Source organism: Chryseobacterium sp. JM1, from assembly GCF_000737715.1.
Taxonomy (GTDB): domain Bacteria; phylum Bacteroidota; class Bacteroidia; order Flavobacteriales; family Weeksellaceae; genus Chryseobacterium.
In genome coordinates this window covers 174,872-196,468 of sequence record NZ_JPRN01000010.1, presented here as the reverse complement: position 1 = coordinate 196,468, position 21,597 = coordinate 174,872, and the positions used below count along the sequence as shown (strand labels likewise).

The window sequence follows — 21,597 nt, the reverse complement described above, 5'->3', positions numbered from 1 at the left end:
AAAATACTGTTGCTAATGGTAAAAAAATCTTTTTTTGAGTCTTCTTTTTTGCAGATGTCCAAGGTTGTTGCACTGATATCAATGCCAATTATTACTTTTTCCATAACTTTGGGTTTAGGTTAAAAAAGGGAAAAGAGATTTTCATTTTCACTCAACTCCTTATAATGGGCTTTAATCCCGTATTTCTATTTGAGTTTTAAATGAATAAAGCATTTAATTCTTTATCAGCCCATGAATCTTATTCGGAGGCACTCTTAGTTTAATTAAATGCTTTCTCTTTCTCTAAAGTTAATAACTTTTATCCTCTGCTAATCTAAAGGAGGTACTCGAAGCCACCAGCCATATAAAAAAGCTCGGGCTGTTTCGAAGAAACAGCCCGAGCCTGTATATCATAGTCTATTCAGACTAGTTAGCTAAAATTCTCTTCACAGCTTCTTTTACAGCTTCTGCATCGATTTTATATTTCTTCATAAGTTCAGCAGGCGTTGCAGACTCTCCGAATGTATCGTTTACCGCTACAAATTCCTGTCTTGTAGGTCTCTTTCTTGCAAGCATACCCGCAACAGATTCTCCTAAACCACCAAGATAGTTGTGCTCTTCAGCCGTAACAATCTTACCTGTTTTTTCAACAGATTTTAAGATGATTTCATCGTCTAGAGGTTTGATCGTGTGGATATTGATCACTTCACAAGAGATTCCTTCTTTTTCAAGCTCGTCAGCAGCTACAAGAGACTCCCATACAAGGTGTCCTGTTGCCACAATCGTTACATCAGTACCTTCCTGAAGAAGAATTCCTTTTCCAATCTCGAAAGGCATATCTTCCGGGATGAATACAGGAACCGTAGGTCTTCCGAATCTTAAATATACAGGACCTTCGAAATCAGCGATAGCAATAGTCGCTGCCTTAGTCTGGTTGTAGTCACAAGGGTTAATTACCGTCATACCCGGAAGCATTTTCATCATCCCGATATCTTCCAGAACCTGGTGAGTAGCACCGTCTTCACCTAAAGTAAGACCCGCGTGAGATGCACAGATCTTTACATTTTTTCCTGAATAAGCGATAGACTGACGGATCTGGTCATACACTCTTGAAGTAGAGAAGTTCGCGAAAGTTCCGGTAAACGGAATTTTTCCTGTGATGCTTAAACCTGCAGCAATTCCCATCATATTAGCCTCTGCGATACCTATCTGAAAGAATCTTTCCGGTGCTTTTTCAATGAATTTCTCCATTTTCAAAGAACCGATAAGGTCTGCACAAAGTGCCACTACGTTAGGGTTTTTGTCGGCAAGTTCTGCTAATCCGGCTCCGAATCCTGAACGCGTATCCTTTTTTTCTGTATATGTATATTTCATTTTTTTTTACTAAAGTTTTAATAATGGATAAATGATATTTCTAAGGATGTAAAAACATCATCACTTATCATGGATTATTGATGATTAATAATCAGCGGGAGCTTCCAGATATAATTGTTTGAATGCTGCTTCAAGCTGCTCATCATTAGGAGCTTTTCCATGCCAAGCATGAGAACCCATCATATAATCTACACCGTAACCCATTTCTGTATGAAGAATGATCACTACTGGTTTTCCTTTTCCTGTTTCAGTTTTTGCTTTCTCAAGGATTGCAATCACTGCTTCAAGATCGTTACCGTTTTTCTCTTCCAGAACAGTCCATCCGAATGCCTCAAGTTTAGCATGAAGATTTCCTAAGCTCAATACATCATCTGTATCCCCATCAATCTGACGTCCGTTGTAGTCAATCGTTGAAATAATGTTGTCAACCTTTTTGGCCGCAGCATACATCAAAGCTTCCCAAACCTGACCTTCCTGAAGCTCACCATCACCGTGAAGGGTGTAAACAAGAGAAGTATCACCATCCAGTTTTTTACCCTGAGCTACACCAAGCGCTACAGAAAGTCCCTGACCTAGAGATCCGGAAGCAATTCTGATACCCGGAAGACCTTCATGAGTAGTTGGGTGACCCTGAAGTCTTGAATCCAGCTTTCTGAAAGTTTTAAGTTCTTCTACCGGAAAAAAGCCAAATCTCGCCAATGTAGAATAGAAAACCGGCGAAATATGCCCGTTTGAAAGATAAAAATGGTCCTCATTCTTACCCTCCATTGTAAAAGGCAGCTTATAATTCATTACCTTTCCATACAGCGCTGTGAAGAATTCCGTACAACCTAAACTTCCGCCCGGGTGTCCTGAATTCACAGCGTGAACCATTCTTAAAATGTCTCTTCTGATCTGCGTAGTAAGAGATTTTAACTCTTCAATACTTTTACTCATTATATCTGATTTATTTGCACGCGAATTTACAATTTTTTAATGGCTTACGGAAATGCAAAAACCCGGACTTGTGATCCGGATTTAGAATTATTTCAGAGAAATACTGGTTTTAACAGCCTTCATTGAGGTATACCGATATTCCGTAATTAATAGTTTTAGGGTTGTAGAGTTTGTGAATGGGGAAGGGAGTTGCCGGTTGCTGGTTCAAATCTTGGAATCCCGGAACCCATTAAAATCTGATGTCTGAAATCTGATATCTAACATCTTATTTCTTTCCCAATGCTCTATCGATAGCCTTTTTAACAATAGGTTCCATAATAGCATAACCTGCCGGATCGGGATGAATGCCATCACCTGAGAGACCGTCACGCATACCGCCTTTGTCATTACGCATGGCTGTATTATAGTCGATAAAAGGAATCTTGCTGTTGTGAGAATACTGTTTTAATCTGCTGTTCAAAGCATCTACTTTTTGAGGTACGTCGGTGATTTCTTTACGCCACGGAAATGCCGCTGCGGGCAATACAGACGCAATAATTACCTTAATTCCGTTGCTTCGGGCAATATCCGTCATGGCTTTAATATTGTTGAACGTGAAATCCGGATCATACGCTCCTGAGTTTTGAGCAATATCATTAGTGCCGGCATTAATGATCACCAGTTTTGGTTTTAAAGCCACTACATCATTTTGAAACCGTAAAAGCATTTGTGAAGAAGTCTGTCCACTGATTCCTCTGCCTACATAATTATTCTCAGAAAAAAAGGTAGAATGGCTTTTTACCCATCCTTCCGTAATGGAATTGCCCATAAAGACCACATCCACTTTTTTCTTTGCATTCAACATGGCCGTATTGTCTTCTCTGTACCTTGCCAGATTAGCAAAATCAACAGCGCTTTGTGCGTGTACAAATTCGCCCACAAAAAGGGCAATGGCTATGAATAGGGATAATTTCATATCGAATGGTATCTGTTACAAAATTAAATACTATTTTTTTCTGATCAGCCAAAGTCCTATGAAAGTCAACAATCCATTGATGATCAATAGTTCAAGTCCTATTTTGAAATCCCCGAACATGTTTTCCTGGTATTTATCGATAAAGAATGAAATCACCGGTGCTGCGATACAAACGTAAGGAACCAGTTTGTCATTTACCTTGTATTTGGTGAAAATTCCAAAGGCAAAAAGTCCAAGAAGAGGTCCGTAAGTGAATCCTGCAAGCTTCAGAATAAGCCCGATCATGGAATTGTCGTTGATCATTTTAAAAATAACCACCATAATCAGGAAAGAAAGGGCCACAATTAAGTGTATATTTTTTCTGAATTTTTCTTTTTTGGAATCATCCCAGTCTTTCTTTTCTTTCATCCCAAAAATATCGATACACAAAGAAGAGGTAAGAGCGGTCATAGCACCGTCTGCACTTGGAAATAATGCCGAAATCAATGCAATAATGAAGATGATGGAAATAAAGCCGGGCATATGATTCAGGGCAACATCAGGGAAAAGTTGGTCTCCCGCACTCGTCACATGCTCCTGTGCTCCGTAAAGGTGAAGAAGTCCTCCCATATAAAGGAATAGTGAAATAACGGCAAGAAGAATAAATCCTAAAGTCACCATATTTTTCTGTGAATCCTTCAGTCTTGTTACCGATAAACTTTTCTGCATCATTTCCTGATCGATTCCCGTCATGGTAATGGTGATGAAAGCCCCGGCCAGGATCTGTTTAACAAAGAAACTTTTCTGGTTCGGATCAAAATCAAAAATTCGGGTGTAGCCTTTATCCTGCATCGCGGTAAAACTTTCACCAAAGCTTAAGCCCAGATGATTCAGCATATACACCGTACAGATGATTAATCCTAAAAGCATACATGACGTTTGTAAGGTATCTGTCCAGACAATGGTTTTTACCCCTCCTTCATACGTATACAGAATGATCATTCCTAAAATAATCAGTGTTGTTACAATGAATGGAATGCCTAAACTGTCCAGAATAGTAATCTGAAGGATATTCACGACCAGATACAGTCTTGCCGTGGCGCCTACCAGTCGGGAAACAATAAAGATCCACGCTCCTGATTTATAGGAAAGCTGGCCCATTCTCTGCTGGAGATATCCATAAATAGAAGTCAGTTTCAGACGGTAATACAACGGAAGAAGAACGTAAGCTACCACAATATATCCGATGAGATATCCCAGTGTGATCTGCAGATAGCCGAACTTATCATTTCCTACTGCTCCCGGAACACTCACAAACGTGACACCGGACAGCGAGGTGCCGATCATCCCGAAAGCGACCAGCATCCAATTGCTCTTACGGTTTCCGATAAAGAAACTCTCATTATCACTTCCTTTTCCTGTTTTGTAGGCTACCCACAACAAGAGTGCGAAATAGGCAATAATGATAATCAGCAGTAGATACGGGGACATATTTATGAATTTTTAAATTTCACAAATATAGTTTTTTTAAAGAAATTTTGAAGTTTAAAAGCAATTTCCTTTTGGGTACCGGTGATCTTGAAAAATCAAATCAATCTGCAGGGGATTTCCAGATCTTCATTCAGATAATAACTGGCACATATCCTGTGATAGCCATCTGCAATAATAAGTTTATTGCTCCCACGAACTAGCAGAATAGGAGAGAGTTTGATGCTGTCTTTGATTTTCTGTAAATCTTCCCGGACATATTTATTTTCGTGAGGTAACAAAGGAAGCTCACTTGCCCGAAGAATGTCTTTGCATTTTTTATAAATGGTTTTAGCTTCGGTAAGCTTTTTAACGAGCTCTGTGGTTTTCTGCTCATCATATAAAAGCTCTAGATAATCCGCGGCGGCCGGGAAATCGTGTTTTTCAGGATTTTTTTTAAAAATATCGTTTGTCTTTTTCATATATTCTGGATTGTAGTTTTATATTTCGGACAGCAATGTCATTATATCAATTAATGATAATAAATGAACAATTGTTTAATGGCAGGTAATGACAGTACGTACTTTAAAAGATCAAATCCTGTAAATTTAATAATTACAGGATTTGAAAATATTTTAATGTAGACTGGAATCTTACAAAACGTCTTTTAAGCTTTCATCTTTTTGAAAACTGGCTTTTGCAAAAGGACAAAGAGGAATAATCTTTTTTCCTTTATCTCTTGCGAAATTTACAGCTGTCAAAAGCATTTCTTTACCTACTCCTTTACCATTATAGGCTTCTTCAACTTCGGTGTGATCTATAATGAATCTATCTTCTCCGGCCCAGGTATAAGTCATAAGGCCTGCGTGGTTTCCATCTATGAAAGCCTCAAAACTTCCGTGTTTTTCGTCGTTGTTTTGTTTTACTTCGATCATATTATGAGAATTTTGTTAGTATTTCTATATCGTTAGTTAATATTTTGTGTACAGGGCAGGCATCAGCGATGGTATGCAGTCTTTTCAGCTGCTCATCATCCAGAACACCTTCGAAGCTGATATCTCTTTTGAAAATAGCTCTTTTCGTTAAAGGAAAATTTTCGAGTTCTACTTCTACGTTGATGTTTTCAACGTCCCATTCTTTTCTTTCGATGTACATTCGCAAAGTAGCTGCTGTACAGCTTGCCAGAGACGTGGCTAAGATTTCCATGGGGTTGAAACCTTTGTTCTGACCGCCTTTATCGATCGGCTCATCGGTAATGATCTGGTTTTCGCCGGCCGTTACCTCAGTGTAATATTTTGTTTTTCCTAAACTTGCTTTTATGGTTACCGCCATTATTGTTCTGTATTGAATTTATAACTTAATGCGCCTGAAGGGCATTGGTCTATCTGGTTTTTAAGTTCTTGTGGAGTAGCGTTTTCAGCTTTTATCCAGGGTCTGTCTTTGGGATTGTAGACTTTGGGAAGCAGTTTTACGCAGACAGCCGAGTGGATACACTTCTGGGGCTGCCAGAGGACAGTGATACTGCCGTTGGGATATTCGTGTATTTCCATATCAATTTTCTTTTAGTGATTTTTCGATTCTTCGGTCCGGAATCAGCCATATGAGAGCCACGATATAATAAAAACCTATGGCAATATAAGGATAAAAAAATGAAACGGCGATTCCGAGGACGTAAAATATAAGCGAGATATATTCTTTAAATTTTGAATGTATAGCCTCTTTCAGCAGAGAACTTTCCCCTTCACAGCGGACGATCACATGCTCCAGAATAGTGTAGGCTACAGCAGCCATAATGAGACAGATCCCATAAGCTGCCACCGGATTTTTCGCAAAATGAGTCGTTCCTATCCATTCTGTAGCGATCGGCATCAGTGAAAGCCAGAACAGCAGATGAAGATTGGCCCAGAGAATACTTCCGTTGACCTTTTTTACTGCCTGAAAGAGGTGATGATGATTGTTCCAGTAAATTCCAACATAAATAAAACTGAAAATATAAGCGAGAACTCTTGGGATGAGAGGCTTGAGACTGGCCCAGCTGCTCCCTTCCGGAACCTTCAGTTCAAGGACCATGATGGTAATGATGATGGCCAAAACCCCATCACTGAAAGCTTCCAGTCTCCCTTTAGTCATTGGTCTTAACCGCGTTTTTAAAGTTTCCTATTTTGTCCTTAAGCTCTTTAAGCATATCAGGGTTGATAACGCCGCTTTCCATGTCAAAATTTTCATAAAACTTGGGAAGGGAGAACGTATCCTTTATATCTGCTGCAAACTGAGGAAAAAACGTTTTGGCCGTATTCATCACATTCCCGCCGCCGTAACCTCCCGGAGAAGTGCTCATCAGAAGCATCGGTTTGTTTTGAAATACCTTGACGTTGATCCTTGATGACCAGTCGAAAACATTTTTAAAAGCGGAACTGTAAGATCTGTTGTGCTCTGCAAGCGAACAAATGATCACGTCACAATCTCCGATCTTCTTTAAAAAGTTGTGGGCTTCCTCCGGAAATCCTTTCTTTTCAAGGTCTACGGAGAAAACAGGCATGGTGAAATCGTTGAGGTCAATCAGATTGATTTCTTCATCCTGAAAATCTTTCAGAACAAATTTTACCAGTTCCCTGTTGATCGAAGTGGAAGACGTACTTCCCGCAAATGCTAATATTTTCATGGTTAATGAATGTGGCCTGACTGTTATTTTCTGTTTAAAATAGCCTTAGGTAGCGGGACGTATTCTTTCTCGTCACCGGGTACCAAAGGAAACGCATCGTGATTCTGATCATTCCAGTTGACTTTGGCCTGATCAAGCAATTCTTTGTCTGAATTTACAAAATTCCAGAATATAAAACGCTCCTCATCAAAAGGTTCGCCACCAAAAAGATAGACCGTACCGTTTTCACTCATATCGAATTCACACAGTTTGGTATCTTTAGCAATCATCAACTGTTTTGAACCGTAGGTGTTTCCTTCTGTGGAAACCGTTCCGTCCAGTACATACATCGCTGCTTCACCGTAAAGGTCTTTTCCGATGCTTATTTTCTTTGCTTCTTTGGTTTTGATTTCGATGAAAAATAACTTGCTGTGAACAGGAACCGCAGAAGTTCTGCCGAAAGCCTCACCGGCAATAAGTTTATACTGAATTCCATCTTCTTCCCATGTAGGAATTTCGTCCGCTTCGATGTGATGGAAACTAGGTTCCGTCTGCTCCAGATGTTTCGGAAGACCTACCCAGATCTGGAATCCGTGAAGTCTTTTATCGCTGTGTCTTAAATATTCAGGCGTTCTTTCTGAATGCACTACACCTTTTCCGGCAGTCATCCAGTTTACAGCGCCCGGTTTGATTTCAATCGCACTTCCGATGCTGTCTCTGTGAAAGATAGATCCTTCTAAAAGGTAGGTTAAAGTTGACAGGCCGATATGCGGATGCGGAGGTACATCAAGGTTCTGGTAATCCTTCAGTTCAGAAGGTCCCATATGATCGATAAAGACAAAGGGGCCCACTGTTCTTTTTTCACGGAAAGGAAGAAGTCTTCCCACCAGGAAATTTCCTATATCTGCTGCTTTTTCTTCTATGATAAGTCCGATATTTGACATAATAAAGTAAATGTTTTTGAATTCTTTTTAAGTTGATTGAATAAATTTTTGAATCCGAGATTACAGTTTGTCGTATCCTTCAAATTTTTCATCAACAATGCGTTTCCATTCCGGATGCTTTTTGATGTAGGCAAAAACATAAGGGCAGAAAGGAAAAAGTTTTTTTTCATTCTCTTCAATATAAGCCAGTGTCTTCTCTACCACAGCAACGGCTGCTCCTGTTCCGGCCAGTTCGGGATCTGTTTCTGTATGTACCAGAGCGATCTGATGACCCATTTCACGGTAATCGATAAAGGCAAAATGTCCGTCGATTTCTATTTCAAATCGTGTTGCTGCTTTTACAAGCGGTATATTTTCAAATTCTGGTTTCATAAATTTTTATAGGATAAATAGGTTGGCGGACCGCAAAGAGAAAAGATCGAATATGAGAATGCTTTTCATTATTTCACTAAACCTTATAGGTTTTTAAAACCTATAAGGTTTGATGCATTGATTAAACATCACATTTCAATTGAACTTTCGTCTTTGCGTTTCACCAAACACATTAGATAAAGTTAATAAAAAAGGAATAATGTAAGATTAAGATAAATTTAATTCTGTTAATCTTCCAGATAACCGAACTTCCCGGTATTGTAATCTTCAAAAGCCTGCATAATTTCCTCCCTTGAATTCATTACAAAAGGTCCGTGAGGATAGATAGGCTCGTTGATAGGTTCTCCGCTGATGATCAGAACTATGCTGTCTTCATGAGCTTCGATAATGAACGTTTCACCTTCATTTTTAAATAAAACAAGATGATCCGCTGCTGCTTTTTGCTCACCGTTTACGGTAATACTTCCTTCAATGATCAATGCTGCCGTATTAAAGTTGGCCGGGAAACTGAATTCAGCTTTTCCGCCTGCCTTTAATTTAGCATTCATCATATTTAAAGGAGTGAATGTTTCCGCTGGACCTTTATGTCCGCTATATTCTCCGGCGATGATTTCGACTAAACCGTTTTCACCCAGATCAACACGTTCCATTGCTGAATTTTCTATCGCCTGGTATTTCGGGCAGCTCATTTTATTTTTTGCGGGAAGATTGACCCATAGCTGGACCATCTGAAAAATACCGCCTTTTTTAGACCATTCGGTTTCGTGATATTCTTTGTGAAGAACTCCTTTTGCTGCAGTCATCCACTGTACGTCGCCTTCGCCTATGATTCCGCCGCCGCCGGCGCTGTCATGATGTTCCACTTTCCCCTGATAAGCTATCGTTACCGTTTCAAAACCTCTGTGAGGATGAACGCCCACGCCTCTTGGTCTTTCCGAACCGTTGAAGTGGAATTTTGAATTGTAATCCAGCATAATGAACGGGTCCATTCTTTTCATATCCAATCCGTGTACCCCTGGTATAAAATTATGAACCCTAAAACCGTCCCCTACAAAATGGGCTGGCTTTGGAGATACTACGATTTCTACTTTTTTCGCTGTCATAATATTGTGAATTTTATATAACAAAAATACGGTAGAGGGAAATCAGATACATTGATCTGTGTTAAGTTCGATAGAGGTGTGGCCAGTTCTTATTCTTCCTTAGATTTCATGTTTTTTCCATCCGAAATGTGAAGTCTTCTGAAAACAAAACCGGAGATAATCGTCAGAATTCCGACAGTAAGGAAAGTATAGCGGAAAGCGTTATGAATTTCACCTTCAATAAATTCAGAATTCTCAAACAGTTTCAATACAATCAGTCCGAAGGCGATTCCGAAACCGATGGCCAGCTGCTGATTAACGGATATTAATGAATTCCCGCTGCTGGTCTGGAAATTTCTGAGATCGGCAATGGAAATGGTATTCATTGAGGTGAACTGGATAGAGTTGAAAAATCCTAATATGGCAATAATGGGGACAAACCAATATAAAGAGGCATGAATATCGGGAATGGCGAGAAGACAGATCAGGGTTCCGATGATGAAGGTATTTACCATCAGTGTCTGTCGGTAGCCGTATTTATCTAAAATTTTGATGACCGATGATTTTCCGAACATAGCGGTCAGGGCCATCGGAGCAATGATCCATCCGGAAGTCACCGCCGACTGTTTGTAAGCAATCTGAATCATTAAAGGAAGCAAGAGTGGAACTGAGCTGATTCCTAATCTGGTCGCCAGGTTTCCGACAATGCCTACCCGGAAAGTTCTCACCTGAAAAAGATCCAGCGGGAAAATAGGATTTCCTCCTCTTCTTGCATGTTTGTAATAATAGTAAAGGAATAAAAAGCCCAAAATAAATACAAAAAGTACCGGACTTATATTCTGCATATCCCCGAACAGTTCCAGTGAAATAGAGAGCAGAAGCGATGCTGCCGCAAAGATTAAGAATCCTTTTAAATCAAAATCGACATCGGTGGATTTGTAATCCGGCATATATTTTAACCCCAAAACAATTCCTAAAATTCCGATGGGAATATTGATCAGAAAAATCCAGTGCCACGAAAGATAATCTACCATATAGCCACCGACCAACGGACCAAGTACAGGCCCAATCAGTGCCGGAATGATCGCAAAGTTCATGGCTTTCAGTAATTCACTTTTATCAAATGTTTTAATCAGAGCCAGTTTTCCTACAGGTGTCATCAAACTTCCCCCGACGCCTTGAATCACCCTTGAAATAACCAAATGCGTAAGATTTTGCGACATGGAGCAGAACAGTGAACCTAAGCTGAAAAGAATCAGTGAAAAAATAAATACTTTTTTGGTTCCAAACCGATCCGCGAGGAAACCGCTGGCAGGCATGAAGACAGCCAATGTCAGTACATAACTGATGATGGCATTCTGCATATTGAGCGGAGATTCATGAAGGTCCTTGGCAATGGAGGGCAGGGAAGTGTTCAGGATCGTGGAATCCAGCATCTGCATAAAGATCGCAGTGGCCAGGATGAGTGGAAGTATTTTTTTTACAGAGATCTGTTGCGGGTTTGTTTCTGTCATTCGGTGTAGACTGAAAATACAATGATTTCCAGATTTATTTTTATTGAAAAGAATGCTGTTTTAAAACAGTCTGATTCTTAGATAAAGAATTTCATATAAAATTAAAAAAGTCCTGTGAATTTTCACAGGACTTTTCAATTTATTTTCTAGGTTTTTCTACTCCTTTCCATTCGTTGCCGGCTTTTCTGTACTGGCTTAAGATGTAAGTTTTGAAATCTTTTGTTTTATACTCGATGTTATCGGTATTCTGTTCGAACGGCATGATATAGTAGTAATCGATATCTGTTTTGTCTGATTTGTTTCCTTTTTTCACAGTCGGAACATATTTGGAAAACTTATAGCCTGGAAGATACTGTTTTAGTCTTACGTAGAAATCTTTATCTTCTTTTTCGCTAGGGATGATGTCTACAATATTTAAGTCATCTTTTTTCTTGTCGATCCACAGATAATAGGTTTTTTCTTCCCCTAAGTTTCTGTTTAAAGAGTTGAACGCAAACAGTTCTTTAGGAACAAGCTCCTTGATTTTCTCAGGATCTACCCTTGTATAGAATTGTCCTTTAGACGGATCTACATACGTTTCAAGATTGTACATCAAAACCGAATTGTTCTCGAATTTTTTGTTCTTAAAATATTGATTTAAAGATAATTCAGCCGTTGCTCTAAGCTCTTTTCCTCTGTCATCCAGTTTTTTGGTAGGATTCTGTGGATTTACTTTTTTCACGAACTCATATAAAACAATTGGTTTTACATCTTTAAGGTGAGGATACGTTTTAAGCTGCTCTGCTTTTACCAGCCAGTAGAACTGCTGATAATAGTCATCCTTGTCCTGATCTTTTACAGTCTTATAAGATAAAGCAAGCTTTTTTGAATTTAAGTATTTGCCATATTTTCCCTGTCCAAAAGCAAAACTGATGGATAGTAAGGCAAATAAAACAGTAAGATTTCTTCTCATTTTTTTATAATTGATATTTTCGTTGTCCAAATATAATTATTTCTTAGATATTATTTTTGATTGTCAGTTAAATTATATTATATTATTAACGTTTATTCAAAAGAAAATCCCGTATTGCTACAGGATTGATAAAATCTGGAAATCAGAAGTTAGAGATTAGAGGTTAGAAGTTAGAAGGAGGCGCGAGATTTCAGACCAGATTGAAATGGTCAATTGTGAATTTTGCTCGCAAGTGAATGATGAATGGTGGAGTCGAGAACCAGGAGCCAAGAGCCAAGAATCAAGATTTTAGACATCAGATATTAGACATGTTTTGGGATACGGGTTCCGGGTTCCGAGATTTGAACCAGCAACTGTCACCTAGCAACCAACAACTCCCTTACTCTCAAACCCTAAAACTCTCCGACACTTAAACTCTCAAACTCATCACGAACCATAACTCGTCTCATGCACCTTCACCGCTCTTCCGCTCGGATCATTCATCTTTTTGAAAGCTTCGTCCCATTCCAAAGCAATAGGCGTGGAGCAGGCTACCGAAGGAACGGAAGGCACTGTCGCCGCTGCCGTTTCACTTGGGAAATGTTCTTCGAAGATGGTTCTGTATCGGTATTCTTCTTTGTTCTGAGGGGTGTTGAGCGGAAATCTGAATCTCGCGTTGGTCATCATTTCGTCAGTGACTTCTTTTTCTGCAACTTCTTTCAAAGTATCAATCCAGGAATAACCTACACCATCTGAAAACTGTTCTTTCTGTCTCCATACGATAGCATCGGGAAGAACGTCTTCAAAGGCTTTTCTTAATACCCATTTCTCTATTTTTCCTTCTGCCACGTTGATCATTTTGTCTTTTGGGTTCACAGCCATAGCAATGTCCATGAATTCTTTATCAAGGAAAGGAACCCTTCCTTCGATTCCCCAGCTCATCAATGCTTTGTTCGCTCTTAAACAGTCATATAAATGGAGCTTGCCCAATTTTCTTACCGTTTCATCATGGAATTCTTTTGCGTTAGGTGCTTTGTGGAAATACAGATAACCTCCGAAAAGTTCATCTGAACCTTCTCCCGAAAGAACCATTTTAATTCCCATAGATTTGATCACTCTTGCCAGAAGATACATCGGCGTGGAGGCTCTGATGGTGGTTACATCATACGTTTCAAGATGATAAATCACATCACGTACGGCATCCAGACCTTCCTGAACTGTGAAATTTACTTCATGGTGTACAGATCCGATATGGTCTGCTGCTTTTCTTGCGGCGGCCAGGTCAGGAGATCCTACCAATCCTACTGCAAAACTGTGAAGTCTCGGATACCACGCTTCCTGAGTATCACCACTTTCCACTCTCTGTCTTGCAAATTTCGCAGTAACTGCTGAAATAACGGATGAATCTAATCCTCCGGAAAGAAGGACACCATAAGGAACATCGCTCATCAGCTGTCTGTGAACAGCATCTTCAAGGCCTTTTCTTATTTTTGAAATATCGGTTTCGTTATCTTTTACGCTGTCAAAGCTTTCCCAGTCTCTTTTATACCACTGCTGAAGCTCTGTGCCGTCCGGACTATATAGAAGGTGTCCCGGCAGAAATGTTTCTATGGTTTTGCAGATGCCTTCCAATGCTTTTAATTCAGAAGCTACATAATAGTTTCCGTTTTTGTCCCATCCCTGGTAAAGAGGGCAGATTCCCATATGGTCACGGGCAATCAGATAAATACCTTTTTCTATATCGTACAGGGCAAATGCGAAGATTCCGTTCAGTTTCTCGATGAAATCTTTTCCGTATTTTCCGTACAGGGCAAGGATCACTTCACAATCTGATTGGGTCTGAAATTCAAAATCAGGAAATTCTTCTTTTAATTCTCTATGGTTGTAAATCTCTCCGTTCACGGCAAGAACGATCTTTCCGTCTTTGGTGAATAAAGGCTGCTTTCCTGAAGTAGGATCTACGATAGCCAGCCTCTCATGAGAAAATACGACTTTTTCATCCTGAAATACTCCGCTCCAGTCCGGACCACGGTGACGGATCTTTTTTGACATTTCCAAGACCTGAGGTCTCAGTATTTCGGTCTTTTGTTTGGCATCAAACAAACATACTATTCCACACATATTGTTACTTATTTGAAGCAAAATTAGCTTTGATGTTTAAAAATAACAATAAAAAATAAATAAAAATTAATATTTTTAACTTATTAGTTTGTTTAAACGAAAAATATTAACTATTTCGATCGATTATCACGTATTTAATTAATTTTTTTCGCTGAGGGAAAATAAGGTCTAAATCCTATACAAAATTAAAATGAAATAATTATTAATATATGGTAATTTATTATATGAATTTTAGCCCTTACTTTGTGGCTCGAAATAATTTTTTTTCATCATTTGTGTTTTTACCTTCTTGCAATTCTCTTTGCAAGAAGGTTTTGTTTTATTGGGACCCTAACAGAACTCCGGAGACATTCCACGAACTGAAACTTGTGCCTTCTGAAGCTCCCTGAGGGATTTTTACCTGTATCGTATGTGTTCCCGCTTTCAGATCTCCGAGTGGTATGAAATTAGGATTCGTAACGGTTCCGGGGCACCAGTTTGACCTGCTGAGGTCTGAAGACGAAAGTCCGTCCGGGAAATTTCCTGATGCAGGGTTGTAAAGACGGTAAGAACCACAATCTGATCTCCATGGAACAAACGAAAAGGTCATTTTTCCGTCTAAAAATACAGAATTGGCTTTCGGAACAAATTCATCACCGTTTTCCCAGCCTCCGTGTCCGGTAGTGATGTATCTCAATTGAGCATTTTTCAGATCTTTTTTTAAGGTAAATTCTACAAAAAGACCTTTATCCTTATCGAACATCGTTGAATAATCCTGACCGGCCATTTCCATAATATTTAAAGTGTTGAAAAGAGGAATCACCGTATTGTTTTTATACACAGTCTGATCACTTTTATGAATGGTGATGTCCAGACTTATTTTATGGCCACCTTTATCATAGTTTCCAATAAAGGCTCCCACCCAAAGTTCTTTTTCTGAAAGCGACGGTTTTAATTCCGTGATATCCTGACGGTATGGGCTCACCGTCTGCCAGTCTTTTCCTTTCAGCTGAATATGATTGAATTTCTGAATCCCGAAAGCGGTAAAAAATCTCATCATTTCTATCGCAGGGCTATAATTTTCAGTGGCTGTTACTCCGAAATATTGCTTTCCATTTCCATTGTCATATAAAGGAAGCGTTTTAGCTCCTTTTTCCAGTCCGTCAAAAAAAGAAGACGTTTTATCCTGAGGTATAAAAAATACGGTTCCCGTTCTGTCGTAGGCATCACCATTGGATTGCTGCTTAACTTCTACAAATATATTTTCACCTTCCTTGATGACAGGAAATTTTATTTTTTTAAGGATAATCGTTCCGTTGGCGAATTTCTTTACGTTTTCATTGGATTTGGATTCATCTGAAAAATTGATGGTTTCATTGTCAAAAACTTTCAGTGTGGTAAAACGGCTTTTCCAAAGCAGATCTTTATAGCCTAAAAGATCGGTAGAGTTTACAGATCCTTTTATAATAGCATCAATCTCCGTTTTCTTTACTTTCTTAATCGAGCTCGCAGTGATTAATGAATTTTTATTTCTTTCAATTTCTAATACAAAACCTAAGTTCTGCCCTAAAACAGATGGCCCACCGTTGATTTTTAAATCATTCGTGTACCAGACTTCGATGGTATTGGAATTGATTTTTGTGACTGCCTTTTTACAGGTATAGCCCAGAATTTTTTTTGTTTCATTGGTTAATTCGAAGGATTGTTTTCCGATGGATTCTGCATCTGAAGAAGAGATGATTTCTCCCGGTTTCAGGAAAGCATAGGAAACAACGGTATTGGAAGGCTTCTCGATCTTGGTAATTTCATATGGATATTCGCTTTTCTGCTCCCGGATTGTATTATTCAGAATAAAATTCTCTTTTGCATCTGCCCAGACAAGGGTAGGAGACTGCTCCGTAAGAATTTTTCCATTGTAAGAACTGGTGTACTGGATCTCATAAGTTTGTGCATATGCCAGACAGCATAAGAATAAGGCGAAGAAATTGAATAGCGTTGTTTTATACATATAAGATAGGTTTTCTGCGAAATAGTTCTAATATTTATGCTAAGTTCTGCATGGTTTTGAAACGGTTCTATAATATAATAATAAGTAGGGATTAGTGAAGCAGATGTTACATTTACTTTAAATATTACTCCAATTAAATTTTTTAACAAAAAAAGCTGCCCTGAAATAGAGCAGCTGTATATATTTAGATGGAGCCCGATTAAGAAACTCTCTCAATCAATGCCATATAGAATCCATCGTAACCCTGACTAGGCATTACTTTGTCATCTTTAACCATTTTGTATCCCGCATTGTTTTTCAAAAATTCTTCTACCTGTAAATTATTTTCAGATGGTAAGATAGAACATGTGGCATACACCATTTTCCCTCCTACTTTAAGCATTTTGGAGTAATCCTGAAGGATCTGCTGCTGCTCTTTTTTGATTCTGTCGATAAAATCCTGATCAATTTTCCATTTACTGTCCGGGTTTCTCTTTAAAACACCAAGTCCTGAACAAGGGGCATCAATAAGAAGTCGGTCTACTTTATCATGAAGACGCTTGATCACCTTGTTGTCAGAGATCATACGGGTTTCGATATTGTGGGCACCTGCTCTTTTGGCACGACGCTTCAGTTCAGCCAGTTTCCATTCGAAAATATCTAAAGCTACGATCTGACCTTTATTTCCCATCAATGCAGCTAAGTGAAGTGTTTTTCCACCTGCTCCAGCACACGCATCTACCACTCGCTGGCCTTCTTTTACATCAAGGAAATATCCTATTTTCTGCGAAGAAGCATCCTGAACTTCAAACAAACCTTCTTTGAAAGCGGTTGTAAGAAAAACATTTTTCTTTTCCTCAAGTTGTACAGCATCAGGATAATTTCTTACCGTATAAGCAACAACACCTTCGTCAGAAAGGTCAGAGATCAATTCTTTAGGAGTTGTTTTCAGACTGTTTGCTCTTAATACCGTAGCAGCCTGCTCATTTAAAGCGTGCATTTCTTTTTCCCATCCGGAACCTAATTCTTTTTCCAGAGTTTCAGCCAGCCATTCAGGAATAGAATGCTCGATAGCTTTCGTAGGAACGGTATTCTTTTTAAGTTTGGTAAGGATATCGGCGATTTTGATTCCGTCAAATTCCTCAAATTTCTTATAATTGGTCTTGCTCCAAAGCAGGTACGCAATCATCAGTTTATAGATATTGGTAGGTTTTACCCCTTCACCCATATAATATTCAAGACGTTTTTTCCAGCGGATAATATTATAGAAAATCTCAGAAACAACGGCTCTGTCCTGGCTTCCCCATTTTCTGTGGGCTTTTAATAGTCTTTCGATCACCTTATCGGCGTATTTATTTTTCTCGAAAAATGTTTCCTGTAAAGCATCGTGAATTCCGATCGCTAAGTTTCTGTGAATAAGTTCCATAAATTTGCTTCGCTGTTTGAATCTGCAAAAGTACGAATTATAGTTGAGAGTTGAGGAGCGGGTTGATGAGTTTGAGAGTGGGAGGGTTTTTAAGGGTTACGAGATATGGGGTACGGGTTTGAGAGTCGGAGAGTTTGAGAGTTGCTAGTTGCTAGTTGCTAGTTGACGGGTGCTGGTTCGAACCTCGAAACCCTGAACTCGCATCCCGAAATATGTCTGATGTCTGAAATCTGATGTCTAAAATCTAAATTCTAGCATTCACCATTCATTTGCGAAGCAAAATTCACCATTGACGTCTTCCTCTTTCAGTCTTACGTCTTGTGTCTGAAATTTGCAATCTAAAGCCTAAAATTTCTTTTTATCCCAAAAATCCTACCTTTGCAAAAATCAAAAATATGAGTGATACTGTACTTTGTCCGAAATGCGGCTCTGAATTTACCTATCCAACAGATAATATGATGACCTGTTCACAATGCTTTTATGAATGGAGTCCTGAAGAAGCGGTTGCTGAAACAGCTGGTGAAGGGAAAATTTTGGATTCGAATGGAAACGAGCTTCAGGACGGAGATTCTGTAGTAGTAATTAAAGATCTTCCTGTAAAAGGAGCTCCAAAACCAGTGAAAGCGGGGACTAAAGTGAAAAATATTCGTTTAAGACCGGACAGCGACCATAATATCGATTGTAAAATTGATGGTTTCGGGTCTATGGCTTTGAAATCTGAGTTTGTTAAGAAAGCGTAAGGCTTATTGCAAAAAATAAAAAAAGGAAAAAATTGGACAGTGTAATCTTTCAAAAAGACTTGATTGCAGGGAGGTGCTAATGTCCGTCTCAAGGCAGAAAGAGAATTAACCAAAAATTTCCTTATGCTGTGGAAATACAAATGTAAGAAAAAGTTTTAAACGGGCTTCTTACATTTGTATTTTTTTTATCCACATATTAACAATAAGTGTAAGGAAATGTAGGAGTTATGATTTTTTGAATGATGGCTTTTGAGTCCTGAGAACGGTGAAAAGACGGATGACAAAACAGGCTTCTTTCTTTGCTTTAAACAAATGAAATTTTAATATTTCCAGCTAACTTTTCATCCGTATAGACGATAAGTTCTTTACTGTGGACTTTGACTTTATTCCAGTAATGATTTCCTGCAAATCTGCTCTCCACAAGATCGGCTTCAATTCCATCTTCGGAAATTTTTATTTCTTTAGGATAATATGAAAATTTAGAAATCTGAAATGTTGCTTTTTCGTCCTCACTGAAAATATTGACTTCACCAAAAAGTTTGGCTACATAAGAATTGTAAGGATTTTTGTACGTTTCTTCCGGACTGTCGTTCTGGATCAGCCTTCCGTCTTTCAGAATAACGATCTGGTCAAGCCACGGCATGATGTCCTGAAGTTCATGGGTAGAAATAATCAGGGAAATCTGATGCTGTTTCACATATCTGAAAAGTCTTTCGCGAAGTTCTATTTTTCTTGAAAAATCCAGATTACTGAAAGGTTCGTCTAAAATAAGCAACTTTGGAAGTACAGAAAGGGCTCTGGCAATAGCAACACGCTGCTGCTGGCCACCGCTTAAATATTTAGGAAGAATATGAGCGAACTCCTGAAGACCTACCACTTCAAGAAGTTCCATGACGGTTTCTTTTTTCTGAGATAAATTAATATTGGAAATAAATTTACCCACATTTTCGGCAACGGTAGCGTAAGGCATCAGATCAAAATTCTGAGCAACCAGTTTCATTTCCGCTTCTCCGGGAACAAGGTTTCCTTTCGGTCCCAAAAGACGCTTTCCGTTAAAAACAATTTCACCGCTTTCCCAGTCCAGAAGTCCGTAAATAAGATTGAGCATTGTAGACTTTCCACATCCGCTTTCTCCTGCAAGAGCAATGATTCTGCCTTCCTCAAAACCCAGATTAAGGTTCTGAAACAGGGGATTATCTTTGGTGTGGGAAAAATATAAATTGTTTATTTCTAATAGCATAATACAAATGTAAGGTTTTTATGAAAAAATAAAATTTTTTATTATATTAGCGGAAGTAATAAAAATATATCAAAAATGAGAAAAAAACTGTTTTCTTTAGCTATTCCTGCTTTATTTGTGGCAGCTGTAGCGGTTTCTTGTAAAAAAGACAAACCGGTTACCAGCGAAAGCAATGAGGTGGCAACTACAAAAGACGGGAACCAGTACACACTGGATACATTAAACAGTAAAGTGGAGTGGAAAGGATATAAAGTATTCAAGTCTGAAAGCACAAGCCATTTCGGAACCATCAAGTTTGAAAGTGGTGATGTGACAGTAAAAGATGGAAAGCTTGAAAGCGGAAAATTTGTTGCTGATATGGCTTCTCTGACATCTGTAGATCTGAAAGATGATGCTGAACAGTTAGGCAAACTGAATGGTCATCTGAAGAGCGGAGATTTCTTCGAAGTGGAAAAATTCCCGACGGCTTCATTTGAAATTACGAAAGTGACCCCTTCTACAGAAGGAGATTACAATACGCTTCTTGATGGTAATTTAACGATCAAAGGCATTTCAAAACCGGTTCAGTTTAAGGCTAATGTCTCTGTGAAAGACGGAGAAGTAAGCGTAGCTACCGAGCCTAAGGATATTAAAAGAGAAGAGTTTGGCGTAAAGTTCCAGGCTCCTGCTGAAAACGGCGTGATCAAGGATGATGTAACTCTTCAGATCAGCGTTAAAGCTTTAGAAAAGAAATAATTTTTTTATTTAAGTGAAATAAGTGATTGAAGTCTGCCTCCCATAAAGGGGCAGATTTTTTTATCACAGATTCATTATTAAACTTAAAAAACGTATTTTTGCAAAACATTTTGAAAGGGTAAAACAATGATAGAAAAGATAGAAGAACTACTTACCGAAGTAAACAGCTTCAATGCTACGTCTAAAGAGGAAATTGAAAACTTCCGGATTAAGTATAATGGTAAAAAAGGTGTTCTGAATGATTTTTTTGAAAAATTTAAAGAAGTTCCAAACGACCAGAAAAAAGAATTCGGACAGAAGATCAATTCTTTGAAACAGGCTGTTGCAGGAAAACTGGAAGATCTTAAAGATTCTTCCCAGTCTGCTATTGTCACAGAAAAAGAAGATCTTACAAGACCTGCTTTTCCATTGGATCTTGGGTCCAGACATCCGATCAATCTGGTGAAAAACAGAATTATTGAGATTTTCAAATCAATAGGTTTCGCAGTAGCCGATGGTCCTGAGATAGAGGATGACTGGCATAACTTTACAGCGCTTAACCTTCCTGAATACCATCCGGCAAGAGATATGCAGGATACTTTCTTCATCGAACAGAATCCTGACGTCCTTTTAAGAACGCATACTTCTTCTGTACAGATCCGTTATATGGAAGAAAACCAGCCGCCGATCAGAATTCTTTCTCCGGGAAGAGTATTCAGAAATGAGGCTATTTCTTCACGTTCACACTGTATATTCCATCAGATCGAAGGTTTGTATATTGACGAGAATGTAAGTTTTGCAGATCTTAAGCAGACCATCCAGTTCTTTACGACGGAGCTTTTCGGAAAATCTAAGATCAGAATGAGACCTTCTTATTTCCCGTTCACGGAACCTAGTGCTGAGATCGATGTATATTGGGGATTAAACTCTGAAACCGATTACAGAATTACAAAAGGAACAGGCTGGCTGGAAATCATGGGTTGCGGAATGGTAGATCCTGCGGTTCTGAAAAATGTGAATATCGATGCTGAGAAATATTCGGGATACGCTTTCGGAATGGGTATTGAAAGAATCACGATGCTTCTTTACCAGATGAGCGATATCAGAATGTTCTTCGAAAATGATATCAGAACTTTAGAACAGTTTAAATCACTATAAAAAATAAACCTCCGGAATTTCCGGAGGTTTTTGTTTTTAATTACTGACCTAAGAAACA

General features: G+C 38.8%; 22 protein-coding genes. 3 read left to right on the top strand and 19 right to left on the bottom strand.

Going from position 1 to position 21,597, the window contains the following annotated elements; all coding sequences use genetic code 11:
- Positions 1 to 405: 405 nt before the first annotated feature.
- From IW22_RS16835 to IW22_RS16750, 18 genes are all read right to left on the bottom strand, one after another.
- Positions 406 to 1,353: a transketolase family protein gene (locus IW22_RS16835; RefSeq protein WP_034728673.1), complete on the bottom strand. Its 948-nt coding sequence runs from the start codon at positions 1,351 to 1,353 to the stop codon at positions 406 to 408.
- 84 nt (positions 1,354 to 1,437) lie between these two features.
- Positions 1,438 to 2,292 (bottom strand): transketolase, encoded by an 855-nt coding sequence (locus tag IW22_RS16830; protein WP_262483636.1) that lies wholly within the window; start codon positions 2,290 to 2,292, stop codon positions 1,438 to 1,440.
- Positions 2,293 to 2,554: 262 nt separating this feature from the next.
- Positions 2,555 to 3,244, bottom strand: a complete 690-nt coding sequence (locus IW22_RS16825) for an SGNH/GDSL hydrolase family protein (protein WP_034728671.1) — start codon at positions 3,242 to 3,244, stop codon at positions 2,555 to 2,557.
- 30 nt (positions 3,245 to 3,274) lie between these two features.
- Positions 3,275 to 4,714 carry a sodium:solute symporter gene (locus IW22_RS16820; RefSeq protein WP_034728669.1) on the bottom strand — a complete coding sequence of 480 codons (1,440 nt, stop codon included), beginning with the start codon at positions 4,712 to 4,714 and terminating at the stop codon, positions 3,275 to 3,277.
- 95 nt (positions 4,715 to 4,809) lie between these two features.
- A complete protein-coding gene (locus IW22_RS16815; RefSeq protein ID WP_034728666.1) occupies positions 4,810 to 5,172 on the bottom strand; it encodes a hypothetical protein in 363 nt (120 codons plus the stop codon).
- A 171-nt stretch (positions 5,173 to 5,343) separates the two neighbouring features.
- Positions 5,344 to 5,625 (bottom strand): GNAT family N-acetyltransferase, encoded by a 282-nt coding sequence (locus tag IW22_RS16810; RefSeq protein ID WP_185113368.1) that lies wholly within the window; start codon positions 5,623 to 5,625, stop codon positions 5,344 to 5,346.
- 1 nt (position 5,626) lies between these two features.
- Entirely contained in the window at positions 5,627 to 6,022 is a 396-nt protein-coding gene (locus IW22_RS16805; RefSeq protein ID WP_034728664.1) for an OsmC family protein, read from the bottom strand.
- Positions 6,022 to 6,240, bottom strand: coding sequence for a (4Fe-4S)-binding protein (locus IW22_RS16800; protein WP_034728662.1), 219 nt, complete (start codon positions 6,238 to 6,240; stop codon positions 6,022 to 6,024). Before IW22_RS16800 ends, IW22_RS16805 begins: the two co-directional genes overlap by 1 nt.
- 1 nt (position 6,241) lies before the next feature.
- The gene (locus tag IW22_RS16795) at positions 6,242 to 6,820 is read right to left on the bottom strand and encodes a TMEM175 family protein (RefSeq protein WP_034728660.1); all 579 of its coding nucleotides are present in this window, start codon (positions 6,818 to 6,820) and stop codon (positions 6,242 to 6,244) included.
- Positions 6,813 to 7,352 carry an NADPH-dependent FMN reductase gene (locus IW22_RS16790; protein ID WP_034728657.1) on the bottom strand — a complete coding sequence of 180 codons (540 nt, stop codon included), beginning with the start codon at positions 7,350 to 7,352 and terminating at the stop codon, positions 6,813 to 6,815. The genes IW22_RS16795 and IW22_RS16790 overlap by 8 nt, the downstream gene beginning before the upstream one ends.
- Before the next feature lie 23 nt (positions 7,353 to 7,375).
- Positions 7,376 to 8,275 carry a pirin family protein gene (locus IW22_RS16785; protein ID WP_034728656.1) on the bottom strand — a complete coding sequence of 300 codons (900 nt, stop codon included), beginning with the start codon at positions 8,273 to 8,275 and terminating at the stop codon, positions 7,376 to 7,378.
- Between the two features lie 60 nt (positions 8,276 to 8,335).
- Positions 8,336 to 8,647, bottom strand: a complete 312-nt coding sequence (locus IW22_RS16780) for a GNAT family N-acetyltransferase (RefSeq protein ID WP_034728655.1) — start codon at positions 8,645 to 8,647, stop codon at positions 8,336 to 8,338.
- A gap of 227 nt (positions 8,648 to 8,874) precedes the next feature.
- Positions 8,875 to 9,750 (bottom strand): pirin family protein, encoded by an 876-nt coding sequence (locus IW22_RS16775; protein WP_034728653.1) that lies wholly within the window; start codon positions 9,748 to 9,750, stop codon positions 8,875 to 8,877.
- A gap of 89 nt (positions 9,751 to 9,839) precedes the next feature.
- Entirely contained in the window at positions 9,840 to 11,243 is a 1,404-nt protein-coding gene (locus IW22_RS16770) for an MFS transporter (RefSeq protein WP_034728651.1), read from the bottom strand.
- Positions 11,244 to 11,382: 139 nt separating this feature from the next.
- Positions 11,383 to 12,195, bottom strand: coding sequence for a hypothetical protein (locus IW22_RS16765; RefSeq protein WP_034728649.1), 813 nt, complete (start codon positions 12,193 to 12,195; stop codon positions 11,383 to 11,385).
- Positions 12,196 to 12,621: 426 nt separating this feature from the next.
- Entirely contained in the window at positions 12,622 to 14,295 is a 1,674-nt protein-coding gene (gene asnB, locus IW22_RS16760) for an asparagine synthase B (protein WP_034728647.1), read from the bottom strand.
- 319 nt (positions 14,296 to 14,614) lie between these two features.
- A complete protein-coding gene (locus IW22_RS16755; RefSeq protein WP_034728645.1) occupies positions 14,615 to 16,282 on the bottom strand; it encodes a GLPGLI family protein in 1,668 nt (555 codons plus the stop codon).
- 199 nt (positions 16,283 to 16,481) lie between these two features.
- Complete coding sequence (locus tag IW22_RS16750; protein WP_034728643.1) at positions 16,482 to 17,687, bottom strand: RsmB/NOP family class I SAM-dependent RNA methyltransferase; 1,206 nt, start codon at positions 17,685 to 17,687, stop codon at positions 16,482 to 16,484.
- A 395-nt stretch (positions 17,688 to 18,082) separates the two neighbouring features.
- On the opposite strand from IW22_RS16750, the gene IW22_RS16745 reads away from it, so the two are divergent.
- Positions 18,083 to 18,427 (top strand): zinc ribbon domain-containing protein YjdM, encoded by a 345-nt coding sequence (locus IW22_RS16745; protein WP_034728707.1) that lies wholly within the window; start codon positions 18,083 to 18,085, stop codon positions 18,425 to 18,427.
- A 304-nt stretch (positions 18,428 to 18,731) separates the two neighbouring features.
- Here IW22_RS16745 and IW22_RS16740 read toward each other — a convergent pair whose 3' ends face one another.
- Positions 18,732 to 19,667, bottom strand: a complete 936-nt coding sequence (locus IW22_RS16740; RefSeq protein WP_034728640.1) for a sulfate/molybdate ABC transporter ATP-binding protein — start codon at positions 19,665 to 19,667, stop codon at positions 18,732 to 18,734.
- A gap of 75 nt (positions 19,668 to 19,742) precedes the next feature.
- On the opposite strand from IW22_RS16740, the gene IW22_RS16735 reads away from it, so the two are divergent.
- Both IW22_RS16735 and pheS read left to right on the top strand, forming a co-directional pair.
- A complete protein-coding gene (locus IW22_RS16735; protein WP_034728637.1) occupies positions 19,743 to 20,402 on the top strand; it encodes a YceI family protein in 660 nt (219 codons plus the stop codon).
- A gap of 126 nt (positions 20,403 to 20,528) precedes the next feature.
- Complete coding sequence (gene pheS / locus IW22_RS16730) at positions 20,529 to 21,539, top strand: phenylalanine--tRNA ligase subunit alpha (RefSeq protein WP_034728634.1); 1,011 nt, start codon at positions 20,529 to 20,531, stop codon at positions 21,537 to 21,539.
- Positions 21,540 to 21,597 lie beyond the last annotated feature (58 nt).